General features: G+C 58.0%; 10 protein-coding genes and 1 other RNA gene. 8 read left to right on the top strand and 3 right to left on the bottom strand.

The genetic code is table 11. The features are described 5' to 3' along the window. Window positions 1–337 precede the first annotated feature (337 nt). Window positions 338–2,233: a serine/threonine-protein kinase gene (locus KR51_RS05930; protein ID WP_022605858.1), complete on the bottom strand. Its 1,896-nt coding sequence runs from the start codon at window positions 2,231–2,233 to the stop codon at window positions 338–340. 352 nt (window positions 2,234–2,585) lie between these two features. Here KR51_RS05930 and KR51_RS05925 point away from each other — a divergent pair, with 352 nt between their 5' ends. Further along, window positions 2,586–3,893, top strand: coding sequence for an efflux RND transporter periplasmic adaptor subunit (locus KR51_RS05925; RefSeq protein WP_022605857.1), 1,308 nt, complete (start codon window positions 2,586–2,588; stop codon window positions 3,891–3,893). Window positions 3,894–4,084: 191 nt separating this feature from the next. Here the strand turns inward: KR51_RS05925 and KR51_RS05920 are convergent, their stop codons facing one another. Continuing rightward, window positions 4,085–4,282, bottom strand: coding sequence for a hypothetical protein (locus KR51_RS05920; RefSeq protein WP_040655332.1), 198 nt, complete (start codon window positions 4,280–4,282; stop codon window positions 4,085–4,087). A gap of 255 nt (window positions 4,283–4,537) precedes the next feature. Between KR51_RS05920 and KR51_RS20900 the strand changes: the two genes are divergently transcribed. From KR51_RS20900 to KR51_RS05910, 3 genes are all read left to right on the top strand, one after another. Continuing rightward, complete coding sequence (locus tag KR51_RS20900) at window positions 4,538–4,666, top strand: hypothetical protein (protein WP_269634883.1); 129 nt, start codon at window positions 4,538–4,540, stop codon at window positions 4,664–4,666. 128 nt (window positions 4,667–4,794) lie between these two features. Next, window positions 4,795–4,977: a hypothetical protein gene (locus tag KR51_RS19300; RefSeq protein ID WP_156914987.1), complete on the top strand. Its 183-nt coding sequence runs from the start codon at window positions 4,795–4,797 to the stop codon at window positions 4,975–4,977. 669 nt (window positions 4,978–5,646) lie between these two features. Continuing rightward, window positions 5,647–9,729 carry a glycerophosphodiester phosphodiesterase family protein gene (locus KR51_RS05910; protein ID WP_022605856.1) on the top strand — a complete coding sequence of 1,361 codons (4,083 nt, stop codon included), beginning with the start codon at window positions 5,647–5,649 and terminating at the stop codon, window positions 9,727–9,729. Between the two features lie 336 nt (window positions 9,730–10,065). On the opposite strand, the gene rnpB is transcribed toward KR51_RS05910, so the two are convergent. Beyond that, window positions 10,066–10,433, bottom strand: an RNA gene (gene rnpB, locus KR51_RS17350) — RNase P RNA component class A. 325 nt (window positions 10,434–10,758) lie between these two features. Between rnpB and KR51_RS05905 the strand changes: the two genes are divergently transcribed. The 4 genes from KR51_RS05905 (at window position 10,759) to nadA (ending at window position 14,995) form a co-directional block, all read left to right on the top strand. After that, window positions 10,759–11,718 (top strand): RNA polymerase sigma factor, RpoD/SigA family, encoded by a 960-nt coding sequence (locus KR51_RS05905; protein ID WP_022605855.1) that lies wholly within the window; start codon window positions 10,759–10,761, stop codon window positions 11,716–11,718. A 346-nt stretch (window positions 11,719–12,064) separates the two neighbouring features. Continuing rightward, on the top strand, window positions 12,065–12,427 hold the full coding sequence (locus KR51_RS05900) for a DUF760 domain-containing protein (RefSeq protein ID WP_022605854.1): 363 nt from the start codon (window positions 12,065–12,067) through the stop codon (window positions 12,425–12,427). A gap of 124 nt (window positions 12,428–12,551) precedes the next feature. Then, window positions 12,552–13,661, top strand: coding sequence for an A/G-specific adenine glycosylase (gene mutY, locus KR51_RS05895; protein WP_022605853.1), 1,110 nt, complete (start codon window positions 12,552–12,554; stop codon window positions 13,659–13,661). A 362-nt stretch (window positions 13,662–14,023) separates the two neighbouring features. After that, window positions 14,024–14,995, top strand: a complete 972-nt coding sequence (nadA, locus tag KR51_RS05890) for a quinolinate synthase NadA (protein ID WP_022605852.1) — start codon at window positions 14,024–14,026, stop codon at window positions 14,993–14,995. The last annotated feature ends 37 nt before the right edge of the window (window positions 14,996–15,032 follow it).

The following is a 15,032-nucleotide window of genomic DNA, read 5'->3' as shown; positions in this document are numbered from 1 at the left end:
CCTTGCGCGGTTCCAGCGCAGGATCTCATGGGAACTCTAGGAAGTGATGTGGGAGATGGCAGATCTGGATCCTCCATTCCAAGGGATTCTTTGCCTCATCAGTGTTAGGCATTGTGCAAATTGGTGCCAATTACGACCTCAGTTGGATAGCCGAGCAAGTAGCAGTTTCTTGCAGCGACTCGGCAGTAGATTTGGTTATGGGCAGGTCGAAGCGTTACAACCAAATGGAAACGTCGAGGTTCAGGTAGTTTGGTAAGGACATCATTTTATTTCCCCTTTCTAACTCTTTCGAGCCAATCGCAGGTGAGAGAGCGCCAACGACCAGGTGCGTTTAGGGCTAAAAATACGTCCAGAGTCGAACCGTTTCGTCGTTGCTACCGCTGGCGAGCATGCGGCCGTCGGGGCTGAAGGCGAGCGCGTTGACGGTGGCAATATGACCTTTTAGTTGCAGAGTGCGGGAGCGACCGGTGCGGGCGTCCCACAGACGAATGACGCGATCGTCGCCAGCGGTTGCCAGCGTGCGTCCGTCAGGGGTAAAGGCAAGGGCGCGCGTCATTCCCGTGCAACCCGATAGCGTTGCCAAGAGGCAGCCGTCCCGGACATCCCAAAGCTTCACCGAGCCATCCCAGTCTCCGCTACTGCTCGCGAGTCGGGTTCCATCCGGCGCAAAGGCGAGGGCTGCGATCGAGTCAGCATGTCCCTGGAGCGTACGGTTTAGCTCGCTCGCGATCGCCATTCCGGTTTCAGGTCGAGAAGGAATAGCCCACACTTGGATTCCAGGAGCATCTGTCCCGATCGCGAGTAGCGTCCCATCCGGGCTGATGGCGAGCGAGCGGATGGCACCAGCGCCAGGGTTGATGAACCAGCTGCGTTCAAGTCCTGTCCGTGTCATCTCCCAGCGCTTATCCCACAATCGAACGAGGCCGTCGGTACTGCCGGTAAGCAGCTTTTCTCCCTGGGGGCAGAACTGCACGGTCGTCACTGGGGAAGGGTGGGCGATCGCGCGTGCGGCGTCTCCCGTGGTCAAATCCCAGATCCGGACAGCCCGCTCGCCGGCAACCGCTGCCAGCTGTTTGCCGTTCGGAGCGAATGCCAGAGCAGACACGCGCGCTGCGCTGCTGCTCAAGCGTCCGACTGCAACCGAGCTGACGGGATCCCACAAAGCGATCGCGGCAGGTTTCCCGGCGGTGCGGTTGCCGCCCGCAGCCAGGGTTCGCCCGTCGGGTGCGAAGGCTAGAGACGCGATCGCGCCGATGTTTCCCTTCAAGATGCGGGACTGCGGTTGCCTGCGCCGCGGGCGACGGGCAAGTGGGGACAAACGCCGCGTGGGTTGCTGCAAGTCGCGCAGGGCAGCAGCGGCCGTTGGCGAGCGATCGCGCGTAGCCGTGGCAGTCAGGCGATCGAGGATGGTGCCAAGATCGGCGCTGACGGGACGGTGGGTGAGATACTGCCGCCATGACAAGCCGCCGCCGACGGGGTCGTAGAGGTCAAACGGCTCCATTTGTGTCAGGAGGTGCAAGCAAGTGACACCGAGAGCGTATAGATCGCTGGCAAAGACCGGCTTGCCGTAGATTTGTTCTGGAGCTGCGTAACCGGCCGAACCGACAAGCGTTCCCGTTCGCCCGAGAGCCGTCTCGGTAGCGTACTTCGCCACACCGAAGTCAACGAGCGTCAGACGATCGCCGTCAGCACCCCGGCAGCGAATGATATTTTCGGGTTTGATGTCGCGATGGATGACGCGCTGTTGGTGGACGAACTCCAGCACGGGCAGCAACCCCAGCAGTAGCTTGCGGATGTCGCGCTCGCGAAAGGGACCCTCGCGCGCCAGCATGGTTGCAAGATTTTCCCCCTCAACGTATTCCTGCACGATAAACTGATAGCCGTCCCGCTCGATATAGTCATAGAGCGCGGGAATTTGTGGGTGCCGTCCCAACTCTCGCAGGCGTTCGGCCTCAGCACGGAATAGCTCGGCCGCCGTGCGCGATCGCTCCGATCGGCGGCGGGAGCGCGGCGGGACGAATTGCTTGACAACGCAGCGGCAGCCCTCCCGCTCGTCAACGGCCAAGAAAGTCCGACCGAACCCGCCGGATGCCAACGGGCGCAGGGGCCGATAACGATCTCCGAGCAGTAGCGCCGCACCGCAGCTATTGCAGTGGAAGCTGTTGGGTAGGTTCTGGTGTTGCTTGCAATCGGGATTCAGGCAATAAGTCACGGAGGAAATCGGTCGGGACATGTCGATCCGACTCGGCGGCCGTCAAGGCGATCGTGTGCAACCGGGTCGCAGTCGCTACGTCCACGCTTGCGGTCCGTGTGGCGATCTGGAAATCGCATCTGTATTACTCCGCTGAGAATTGGCGCCAGAGCGATCGCGACCTCCAGACATCTCTGCTTACAAAATTATCTCTAGCAATCTCCGTACTGGTTAGAAGGTAGGGTGAAAAGATCCTCCACTATCTCCATCCCATGCCCCAAGCTCAAAAGATCCTAATCTGAGTGGCTCTTGCTATAAGTCAACCAGATGCGACTGCAGCAGGTCTAAGTTCGCGACCTGGGGAGTAGCTGGGATCGATGATGCTGGAGGCAAGATGGTTACGTGGCAGGCGATCGCGAAGCAACAGACCCGTGCGGCGCGAAAAGGCACGCACTGGGCATTGATGGCAGGACTGGTTCTGTTGCCGACTGCCTGTGCGGACGATCCGATTACAAGCGGTCCGACTTCGCGTGCCGAGGCTCAATCTCAGGATCCCGACGACGAGCCGGTCATTGTTGCAGTTGCGGTGGCGACTGCCGAAGCAGCGATCGCTCCGCCCGCTTATCTCGGGACGACCGAACCGGTCCAGCAAGTAACCCTGCGGGCGCAGGCTAGCGGCGAGTTATTAGAACTCGCTGCCGATGTTGGCGATCGCGTGAGGGCTGGGCAAATCTTGGCACGCCTCGATGCCGATCTGCTACGAACGGCTGTGGCGGAAGCCGAAGCCGAGCTGAGCGCGCGGCAATTTGAGGTGGCAGCAGCGCGGGCAGAGCTTGCTAATGCTGAAGCCTTTGTGGAGCAAGAACGCGCCCGCTTGCAGCAAGCCACTGCCGATGCCGATCGCTTTCAGCAACTGGCAGAACGCGGCGCGATTGCCACGCAGCAAGCCGAGCAGGCCCAAACGGAAAGGCTGACTGCCGAACAAGTTTTGCGAGCCGCTCGCGAGTCGGTGCGCACCCGCGAGCAAGCGATCGCCGTTGCCGAGCGGCGCGTGGAGTCGCAGCAGGCGATTGTGGCCCAAGCACGGGAACGCCTATCGTTCACCGCGATCGCAGCACCTCTGACCGCTGTAGCGATCGAGCGTATGGTTGAGCCCGGCGACTTCATCGACTCCGGTCAAGTGCTGATGGTCCTCGGCGATTTCAGTGCTATCCATGCGATCGTCGACGTTCCCGATCGCGATCGTGCCAACCTCCGGGTCGGACAGCCCGCAAAAGTACGCCTCGATGCTTTGCCCGATCGCGAGTTTGCCGGGCAAATTACCCGCATCTCGCCTGTTGCCGATGCTGCAACGCGTGCCGTGCCTGTGGAAGTGACGATTCCCAACCCCGATGGCGCAATCGGCAGCGGCTCGCTGGCCCGCGTGAGTTTTGCAACCGAAACCGCACCGCGACCGTTTGTACCACAAACGGCTCTGGAACTGAGTGCCGAAACCGGCGAGCCGACGATCTTTATCGTTGCCGATATCGACGCAGGCACCGAAACGATCGTGGAAGCGCGAACAGTCCGCACGGGCGATCGCGTTGACGGCCGGGTCGAGATCTTAGCGGGGCTCGAACCAGGCGAAGCCTACATCACCCGCAGCAGCGGCGAACTTGCCTCCGGGCAAACCGTGCGCCGGACTGGATTGCCCAGCTCGTAAGGTATGACTGGCGGGCTGCCAACTAGTCGGCAGCGCCTCGAAGGATCTCTTACTAAATTGAAAAAAGTGAGTAACGGATGATAGAGGAGGGATCGGCGACCTGAGGCAATTCTATGAGTGGCGTCACTCACGTTGAAATTCGCGAGAGGATCCAGGAACTCCAGGCATTCCGTCACTCGGAGAGGCATTCGTCAGCGAAAGAGCGCTTGTAAGCGCTCTACCTGGGTCCAGACGAGCAGTTGACGGTCTCGGCCGCGCGAGGGTGCTGGGCAAACATCGAGGCTCGCTCCAGCGCAGGCTGGCACGGCATCGCCAGGGCGGTTTGCCACGACCATCAACTGCTCGGCAAGTATGGGGCGGTCCACTAGCCCCGGTCGGTCGCGTGTCATTCCCGATTGGGCGTTGCGCTGCCTCCATAAGCAACTTTCGGGCCCAGGGAGCTGGTTCGAGGGCTACACGCAGATTCAGTTATGGCTGCGCAACCAGCTGAGCGTTGAGTCCAACTAGTCCACTGTCCATCATTTAATGCTCTAGCATTGCAAGCGAAATTGAAGTTACCGCGATCGCGCCATCGTCGGCAGAGGCAAGCGCGGCGTGCGCCATCAAAAACTTAGGGACGGACCTGCCACTTCTCGGAGCACGGGTTGGGTCAGAAGCCACTCAAAGGTCGCATCCGCTTCGTCAAGGAAGATGAGGGTTACTTCGGTCTGATGACCCCGATGAGTCGTCGCCTCACGCTGCCCGGTGTGATGCGATTGGAGCAATGGAAGTAGAAGTTCAAGGCATTTTGGTCGGGCGCCGCGGTGGAACCAGCAACGGGCGTGAGCCATATCATTCAGGTGTCCCAAGCGTCAGCTGGTGTTCCTGCGTATTCTTGAGGAGCTGCCGAAAGTTTATCCGGTTGACTTTGCCGATCCTGCACGTGGACAAGGGTCGCCTGCATACGGCCATGATTCAGGTGCTACCTGAGAACGTGATGCTGCTATTCCAGCCGCCGTTCTATCCGGAGCTCAATCCCACGAGCAAGTGTGAAAAGCACTTGCAGCGAGACCGGCACTGGGAAGTGTTTGAGGGCTTTGAGTAAATGTAGAGCAAGCTGGTGCAGCTGCTCGACGGACTTAACCAGAGGTTGTGGCAGCGTTCGCGGGATATGACGTCTTTCTCGACGCTCTATCTGTCGCGAAAATTCTTTGAGTTGGGATCGGTACCCTGACTCCCCCGCCCCTGGCTGCGTCACTACCCCAGGGAGTCCAGTCAACCTTTGAACCGATATGAGAACATCTCTACCCTCATCAGCACAAACTGAGCGCAGCAGAATATCGAGAGGTCATGGCTAACGAAATGAAAGTTGGTGGGAATTGACAGGAACGATCGCGGCTCCGTAGCCAACTGCTCGAGGCATCTATCCCAAAAAAAAGGATCGATTTTCTGAGGCTCGCCGGTATCTTGACAATCCTCTCAGGCCCTTTAAAGCACTTCGATTAAGTCACTGTAGTCCTAAGGTCGTCATAGCAGTAGGGGCACTTCAGCCACCGGGCACCACAATCCGGCAATTCTTCAAGGTGCCCTATAGGGATTTCGGCGATGGTTAGGCTTCACTGCAAGGCGTCCTTAATGAGCCCATAATCCCTTGTTAACGCCTTTATGGAACCCTGTGGGGGTGACTAACCTGCATGCGTTTTGAGCAATACATCTCAAGCGTATTGAGAGCGTTTCTCAGTCGGTTTGTCAATGAGAACAGGAGAACATAATTGTGACTAAGCTCGTTGGTTTCGCGTCGCTTCCTGCCGATACATTTGCTGCCGGTCCGCCAGCTGGGGAAGGTATTTCTGCGAACGGCCGGATGGGGCCCTTTCCAGGGCAACCTGTTCAAGGCTTCAGCGGCGTCCAGTTCGACACCAATAAGGTCTTTTGGTTCCTGTCCGATAACGGTTTTGGCTCGCAAGATAACAGCTCCGACTATTTACTGCGGCTCTATCGCGTCGACCCCAGCTTTGTCGGCTCGGAATCCGGTGATGGCAGTGTAGATGTTCTGGGATTCGTGGGGCTTTCCGACCCCAATGGGTTGATTCCGTTCGATATTATCAACGAAGATACGGAGTCGCGATTGCTGACCGGTGCTGACTTCGACATCGAATCGTTCGTTATTGATAACAACGCCGATTTTTGGATTGGAGACGAGTTCGGTCCGTTCTTGCTGCACTTTGACAGCGAGGGCGTGCTCCTGGAAGCACCCATCCCGACCCCGAGCTTGGTGGACCTCAATACCCTCAACGGTCAGGAACCCCTCGTAATCGCGCACCGCGGAGCCAGCGGCGACTTCCCCGAGCATACGATCGAAGCCTACCTCGCGGCGATCGCGGCGGGTGCTGACTTCGTCGAGCCGGACTTGGTTATTACCAGCGATGGCGTTTTAATCGCCCGTCACGAGCCGATTCTCGATGGCACGACTAACGTAGCCGACGTATTCGGTCCCGAGCGCCAGTCCACCAAGAACCTGGATGGCGAAGATGTCACGGCTTATTTCGCCGAGGACTTCACCCTGGCGGAGATCAAACAACTGCGCGCCGTGCAATCTCGTGCCGGCCGCGACCCATCCTTCGACAATCTCTTCGAGATTCCGACCTTTGCAGAAGTCATTGAAGCGGTCAAACAGGTTGAATTCGAAACGGGCGTAGCCGTCGGCATCTACCCTGAAACCAAGCACCCCACGTTCTTCGACCAACAAGGTCTGTCCCTTGAAGAACCGCTAATCCAAACCCTACAGGACACGGGCTTCACCGACCCGAGCCGGATCTTCATCCAGTCTTTCGAGATCTCCAACCTGCTCGATCTGCAAGGGCAACTAGACGCTGCCGGACTCAGCGACATCCCGCTGGTGCAGCTCTTCGGCGACACGTCAGGTCAATTCATCAATGAAGGGGGCGGCGGTTTCTCCGTTCCTTACGACGCGATCGTCAATGCCGATCTCGGCGAAGCCGAGCTCCAGGCAATCTACGGGGACCTGGCCCAATTCATCGACTTCGAGAACCCCACCTACGGCGACCTTACCAGCCAAGCGGCGATCGACGCGATCGCCCAGTACGCCTCGGGCATCGGTCCTTGGAAGAACAACATCCTCCTACGGGAACCCCTCAGCACCCCGGTAGACGGGAACGGTGACGGCGTAGCCGAGATTCGCTCGCAACTGACTGGGGAAATCTTCCCGCTGATCGAGCGCGCCCACAACTCCGGGTTGCAGATTCATCCGTACACCTTGCGCGACGAAGAGCCCAACCTCACATTAGAGCCCGACGGCTCGCCGCAAACACCCGAGGAGGAGTTCGAGCAGCTCATCGAGCTCGGTGCAGACGGTTTCTTCACTGACTTCCCACGGACCGGCGATCCGGTTCGCGATCGGTTGGTGGCTGATGAGGTGCGATCGCCCCAGAACCCGGACTTCGACTTCGAGAACACCCTCAACGGTCAGACCCCGCTGATTATCGCCCACCGCGGCGCGAGCGGCGATTTCCCCGAGCACACCCTCGAAGCCTACCGTTTGGCGATCTACCAAGGCGCAGACTTCGTCGAACCCGACCTCGTCACCACCAGCGATGGGGTATTGATCGCCCGCCACGAGCCGATTCTCGATGGTACCACCAACGTAGCTGACGTGTTCGGTCCCGAGCGCAAGTCCACCAAGAACCTGGACGGCGAAGACGTCACAGCTTACTTCGCCGAGGACTTCACCCTCGAGGAAATCAAGCAACTGCGCGCCGTTCAACCGCGTGCCGGTCGCAGCCCTGCCTTCGACGGACTCTTCGAGATTCCAACCTTCGAGGAAGTCATCGAGTTGGTGGAAGAAGTCAGCCCGTTTGCCGGTCGCGATATCGGCATTTACCCGGAAACAAAACACCCCACCTTCTTTGACGAGCAAGGTCTGTCCCTCGAAGAGCCGCTGGTTCAAACGCTGCTCGATAACGGCTTCACCGATCCGGACCGCATCTTCATCCAGTCCTTCGAGATTGCCAATCTGCTCGACCTGGCAGAGCAGCTCGACGCTGCAGGCATCGGTAACATCCCGCTGGTGCAACTCTTCGGCGATACCACTGGCAGCTTTATCAACGAAGGCGGTGGCGGCTTCTCCGTCCCGTTCGACTTGGTTGCCAACTCCGGTCTCAGCGAAGCCGAACTTCAAGCAATCTACGGCAACTTGACGGAATTCATTGACTTCGAGAACCCCACCTACGGCGACTTGGCTAATGCTGCGGCGATCGCGGCGATCTCCGAGTATGCCTCGGGTCTCGGTCCGTGGAAGAACAATATCCTGCTGCGCGAGTCGATCGACCCGCCCGTAGATGGCAATGGCGATGGTGAGGCAGAGATCCGCACCCAGTTGACCGGTGAGGTTTTCCCGCTGATCGACTTCGCACACGATGCGGGGATGCAGATCCACCCGTACACCCTGCGGGACGAAGAACCCAACCTCACCCTCAACCCCGACGGCACGCCTCAGTCTCCCGGCGACGAGTTCCGCCAGCTGTTCGACCTCGGCGTCGATGGCGTCTTCACCGACTTCACGCGCACCGGGCGCACGGTCCTTGAAGGGCTGATTCCGAACAACGTCGAGGAGCCCAACCTGCGGCAATCGCGTGGCTACGAGGGTATGGGCTTCAGCCCCGATCGCAATACGCTCTACCCGATGCTAGAAGGCACGGTGTTCGGCGACCCGGAAGGATCTATCCGCATCTACGAGTTCGACGTGGCGACCAGTACGTTTGCAGACGAGCTGGCGGGTCTCTACCAACTAGAGGAGCCGAACCACGCGATCGGTGACCTCACCCCCATCAACGACAATGAGTTCTTGGTCATCGAACGCGATGGCGGTCAGGGCGAGTCGGCACAGTTCAAGAAGATCTTCAAGATCGACTTGTCCGCAGTGGATGATGAGGGCTTCGTGGAGAAGGAAGAAGTCGTTGACTTGTTGGACATCGACGACCCCAACGATCTCAACGGCGACGGCGAGACTACCTTCGACTTCCCGTTCGTAACGATCGAAGACGTGCTCGTTTTGGACGAGAACACGATTCTGGTTGCCAACGACAACAACTACCCCTTCTCTGTCGGTCGCGGTCCGGATATCGACAACAACGAAATCATTCAGATTTTCCTCGATACGCCGTTGGCGCTGGCTGACGGTCTGGGGTCCACCGCCGCATACGTGCCGCCCCAGGCGGTCTTCGGCGGATTCGCTGACGACACGCTGGACTCGGAAGCTGGTGACTTCGACGGCACCAACGCAGCGGTCTTCGGCGGCAGCGGTGACGACACGATCGACAATTCCAGCGGTGGCGGCAGCCGTCTCTATGGTGGGTCTGGCAGCAACGAATTTTTCGCCGGTAAGGGCGATCGCGTCGTGGGCGGCAACGGTCCCGACACCATCGACGCACTCGTAGGTGGCGGCAGCAGCCGCGTCTACGGTCTCGGCGGTAACGACGACTTCTTCCTGGGCACGAACAACCGCGCATCTGGTGGTAAGGGCGAAGACCGCTTCTTCTTCCCGAACGGCGATGGCGACAACACCGTTACTGGTGGTGGCGACGCCGACCAGTTTTGGATCGCGAGCGCTATTTTGCCTGAGGCACCGAATACCCTTACCGACTTCACCAGTGGCGAAGACGTCATCGGCATTGCCGGCATCGAAGGCATCATGGAGTTTTCCGACCTGAGCATCGGTGGCGAAGCCGACGCGACGATCGCGGCGGGCGGCGTACAGCTAGCAATTCTGCTGGGCGTGCCGGGAGCCAGCTTGGGTGCATCGGACTTCGCAATCCTCGAAGGACCGGTCGCGCTCTAGAAAATTCTCTTGACCCGAACGCACTACCTAAGTTGACCAAGCCGAGGGACTCAGTTCCCTCGGCTTTTGCTATCAAGCACCAACCCAGATGAGACATACATTTCGGCTGCCCGGCCCGAGCGAGGAGCCAAGCTATGCTCAACAGTCAAGACGATCTCTATCCCCGCCGACGACCAAAAGAATTGCTTGGGGTTATGCGGTCGGTTCGCAGCTAAAGCAGTTAAAGAGTTAGCCCGCAGACCGAGCTGGAACTCCCTGATGTCAGGGCAAGATTGTCCCGAGCATCGGCGCGATCGCTGCTGGCAAGCTGCAACTGAAGGAGTCGTTGAAATCGAGAAAGAGAGCCGGACATAAGCCGGGTTCTGTTCTCGGGACGAGCCCGAGGGCAGTTATCTATCTGGGACGCGCGTTACCGCACGCCTCAAGCGGTACGCCTTCTTCGGAGCTGGGAAAAGACCAACCATTGCTCCTCCGACCTTGCTCCCAACCGGGGTTTACCGAGCCAGCACCTCACGATGCTGCTGGTGCGCTCTTACCGCACCTTTGCACCCTTACCGCACGGGCAAGCCCAGCGGCGGTATGTTTCTGTGGCACTTTCCTCGCGATCGCTCGCACTGGGCGTTACCCAGCGATCTGGTCCTTAGGAGCCCGGACTTTCCTCAGACTCGCCATAAAAGCGAGCCCGCAACCGCCTCGCCAACTCTCTTTCACGTCCAGTCTAGCCCTCTGCTGCCAAACACTCGTGCGCTGCCGCTGCCAAAAAGTTAGTGAACCCCCTATTCAGACCCTGTTAGAAATGCTACAATTTTCAGATATGCCGTACTTACAAACTGTTTTTAGATCCGCTTAAGTGTGTTCGCTGCACGGCGTGCTTCCGAAGCGATAGCGCGTCATTTTGGGGGAGCGACTGAGTACATATGATTCCGAGCCTGCGGTCATGGGGCATATCAGTCCCACTGGTCGACTATTAGGTGTCGGTTTTTTCTGTCGCCAAATACGCATTCACAATTTCCTTTCTCCGAAACCTCCATGACATCTGCCGCTCGCAACTCGACAGACCCCGTGCGCACCTACCTGCGCGAGATCGGTCGCGTCCCATTGCTCACCCATGAAGAGGAAATTCATCTTGCCAAGCAGGTTCAGCAACTCGTGAGGTTGCAGCAGCTCCAGGATTCTCTTGCCGAGCAACTCGAAGCTGCACCCACCGAACAGCAGTGGGCAGATGCTGCCGAACTGTCGCTCGACGAACTGCGCCAGCAGGTAACGGTTGGCGAACGCGCCAAGCGCAAAATGGTGGAAGCCAATCTACGTTTGGTCGTTTCGGTCGCAAAAAAATATATCAAGCGCAACCTCGATTTGCTCGACCTCATTCAGGAAGGCACGATTGGAATGCAGCGGGGCGTTGAGAAATTCGATCCGACCAAAGGCTACCGCTTTTCCACCTACGCGTATTGGTGGATCCGCCAGGCCATCACCCGTGCGATCGCCGAAAAGAGCCGGACGATCCGCCTGCCCATCCACATCACCGAGAAGCTTAACAAAATCAAGCGCGCCCAGCGTCAGCTTGCCCAAAGGTTGGGTCGAGCGGCAACCGTTGCCGAACTGGCCGAAGAGCTGGATCTGACGCCCAAACAGGTTCGCGAGTACATCGAAAAAGGTCGTCAACCCCTATCGCTGGACCTCCGCATCGGCGACAACCAGGATACGGAGCTGATCGAACTGCTAGAAGATGACGGCACGACGCCGGAAGACTACGCAGCACAATCGTCATTGCGCTCGGATCTAGAGAAGATCATGGCGGATCTGACACCGCAACAGCGCGAAGTCGTAGCGCTACGTTACGGGCTGGCGGACGGGCAACCGCTGACCTTGTCTAGCATCGGAGCTCGTTTGAATATCAGCCGCGAACGCGTCCGGCAAATCGAGCGCGAAGCGCTTTCAAAGCTCCGCAAACGCCGCAGCGACATGCGCGAATATCTGGCCAGCTAGCTGCCAGGACCGCGCTCCCATCCGAGCCTGCTCGGAGCATGGCAATACCGATACCGACCGCAGCCCGATTGCCCCGATCTCTTTGCGTTTAACCCGATGCTGGGCGACCTGTTTCGGTGCAGATTGGCAATTTTCATGGCGAACCCTAGTAGACCATTCATGGCAAGTTGGGTTTGGGTGCAAAAGTGGCAAAATCCACCCGTCAGACGTTCGGTTTCCGCTGTGGGTGAGATAAACAGACTTTGTTACGCTGACATTAAGTATGTTAAGACCGAGCGCTTTCCCATACCGAGCGCTGTTCTTCCTGTCGAACTGACAGGTGGAACCAACTAGGAGATAAAAGCTAATGAACGGTCAATTTCCCGAGCGCGATAACTCGAGCGACTTATTCGCAAACCCAAGCAAAGATCGCGCCAGTTTGTGGCATTACGTGCGGTCGCTAACGCCAGAGCTCGTCGAGCGGTTGTCGCAGCCAGACTCTCCCGAGACCTTCCAAGTCATGGAGCGGAATATCATCGGGTTGCTGGGCGGGTTGCCTACCGAACAGTTCGATGTCAGCATCAACACCAGCCGCGAACATCTGGGACGACTGCTAGCCTCGGCGATGATGAGCGGTTATTTCCTCCGCAATGCCGAGCAGCGTTTCCAGTTCGAGCAGTCGTTTGCAAGGGCTGAAACCAGCATCGGATCGGCACCGGCTGACTTGTAAGGCTCGCAGCTGTTTTCACGCCCCTCCCGCGAGTGCTGCCGCACATGAGGGACCGCGTCCAGAACGTGTGCACTATCATCCTAGCCGCGGCTGCGGGTAGCGCTTTACGTCCGTGGTAAACCCAATGGAAGATGTCCCTCCATCCGACCGGTTGGATGCGAAAGACATCGAGCAGTTGCGGCGATCGCTGCTCGGCTGGTACGCGCAGCACGGCCGCGATTTACCTTGGCGGCGCACGCGAGATCCTTATGCGATTTGGGTGTCGGAGATCATGCTCCAGCAGACCCAAGTCACAACCGTACTCCCCTACTACCAACGTTGGCTGGAGCGGTTCCCCACTGTTTTTGCCCTCGCCCGCGCCGATCTACAATCAGTTCTAAAAGTTTGGGAAGGGTTGGGTTATTACGCGCGCGCGCGCAACCTTCACCGAGCCGCGCAAATGGTTGTCGATGACTGCGACGGTCGAGTTCCACGGGAAGTAAATGTCGTAATGCAACTGCCTGGAATCGGGCGAACGACCGCGGGGGGATTACTCAGCGCAGCTTTTAATTTGCCCGTGCCGATTCTCGATGGCAATGTGAAGCGCGTTTTGACGCGTTTGAGCGGTTCGACCCTTCCCCCGACCGCAGCCCAGCGCCTGCTATGGCAACTCTCGGAGCAGCTGCTCGATCGCAACCAGCCGCGCGACTTCAACCAAGCATTGATGGACCTGGGTGCAACCCTGTGCGTCCCCCGGCAACCCAGTTGCCCGCTTTGTCCTTGGCGCGAATGCTGCGTTGCCTACCATCTCGGTCTTCAGGAGCAAATCCCCGTGTCTGCGCGATCGCCCGATCTCCCTCACAAACATATTGGTGTTGCCGCGATTTGGAACGATCGCGGACAAATCCTCATCGATCGCCGTCCGGCAAGGGGACTTTTGGGCGGATTGTGGGAATTTCCCGGTGGCAAGATCGAGCCTGGTGAAACGGTGGAAGACTGCATCGCGCGCGAGATTACTGAAGAGCTCGCCATTGCGATTGAAGTCGGCGATCGCCTGGTTGAAGTTACTCATGCCTATTCGCATTTCCGCGTCACCCTCTACGTCCATCATTGCCGGTATCTTGAGGGCGAACCGCAACCACTAGCCTGTGAAGAGATCCGCTGGGTTAAGCCGTCAGAGCTGGTCGAGTTTCCCTTTCCGCGCGCGAATCTTCGCATTATCGAAGCACTGCCCCCGACATCACCATACCTATAGCAATGGATTGCGAGCGGCGGAAGCTCTCCAGAGAGCTATCCTCGGTTCTGCTAGCAATTCTCCAAAATTGCATGGCGGTAAGTTTTTTTCGGCAGGATCTTACGGTTAGGTCGCAGTCGTTTCGAGCCTGTTCGTAGCCGCCATAACCTCCGCCAGAACTGACGAGCGAGAGGTCGTGTCATCGAACGCTGAATCGGAACAGATAGCAGCACCATTGCCTCAGTTGTTTTCACCCCTTAGCACTGGTGGGTGCATTTCCGGCAGACAGGGTTCGCGATCGCGCCAAGTTTTAGTGAGATCGACTATAATACTTTTGGTGACATTCACCATAATTCATCTCTACGCCAAGCTCGAGCATCCCAGTGTTTGCAACTGCTCTTCCCTCGATTGCCGAACGACAACCGGAACTGCCCCCCGACTTGTTTGCAGCGATCGCCGCGCTTAAGCGCGACCTAAATGCGGTCGTTCTCGCACATTACTATCAGGATCCGGACGTCCAAGACATTGCCGATTACATCGGCGATTCGTTGGGACTATCGCGCCAAGCGGCCTCAACAGATGCCGACACGATCGTCTTCGCGGGCGTGCACTTTATGGCCGAGACCGCGAAAATTCTCAATCCGAACAAGCTCGTGCTTCTGCCTGATGCCGAAGCCGGTTGTTCGCTCGCCGACAGTTGTCCGCCAGCTGAGTTCGCAGCGTTCAAGGCCGCGCATCCAGATCACATTGTCGTGTCGTATATCAACTGTTCGGCGGAAATCAAGGCACTCAGCGACATTATTTGTACGAGTTCGAATGCCGTGCGCATCGTCGAGCAACTCCCGCGCGATCGCCAGATTATATTTGCTCCCGACCGCAACCTCGGCCGCTACGTCATGCAGCAAACCGGTCGCGATTTAGTGTTGTGGCAGGGAAGCTGCATCGTTCACGAGACGTTTTCGGAAAAAAAGCTCGTGCAGCTTAAGATGCAGCATCCCGAAGCGGAAGTCGTCGCACACCCGGAATGCGAGGACTCGGTGTTGCGCCATGCTAGCTTCATTGGATCGACTACAGCGTTGCTGAACCATTGCCAGAATAGCGTGCAGAAATCGTTCATCGTCGCAACAGAGCCGGGCATCATTTACCAGATGCAGAAAGCAGCCCCGGATAAGGAATTTATTCCCGCACCACCGATCGCTAATTGCAACTGCAACGAATGCCCGTATATGCGGCTCAACACCCTAGAAAAGCTCTATTTGTGCATGCGCGATCGCCAACCCGAGATCGTATTACCAGAGACAACACGCGCCGCAGCTCTCAAACCGATCCAGCGCATGTTGGAGATGAGTACTTAACATGTTGGAAAAGAGTACTTAAATCGTTCTCGATGGC

It is taken from the genome of Rubidibacter lacunae KORDI 51-2, assembly GCF_000473895.1.
Classification (GTDB): domain Bacteria; phylum Cyanobacteriota; class Cyanobacteriia; order Cyanobacteriales; family Rubidibacteraceae; genus Rubidibacter; species Rubidibacter lacunae.
Note: the sequence above shows the minus strand (reverse complement) of the source record. Positions and strands in the feature narration are given on the sequence as shown.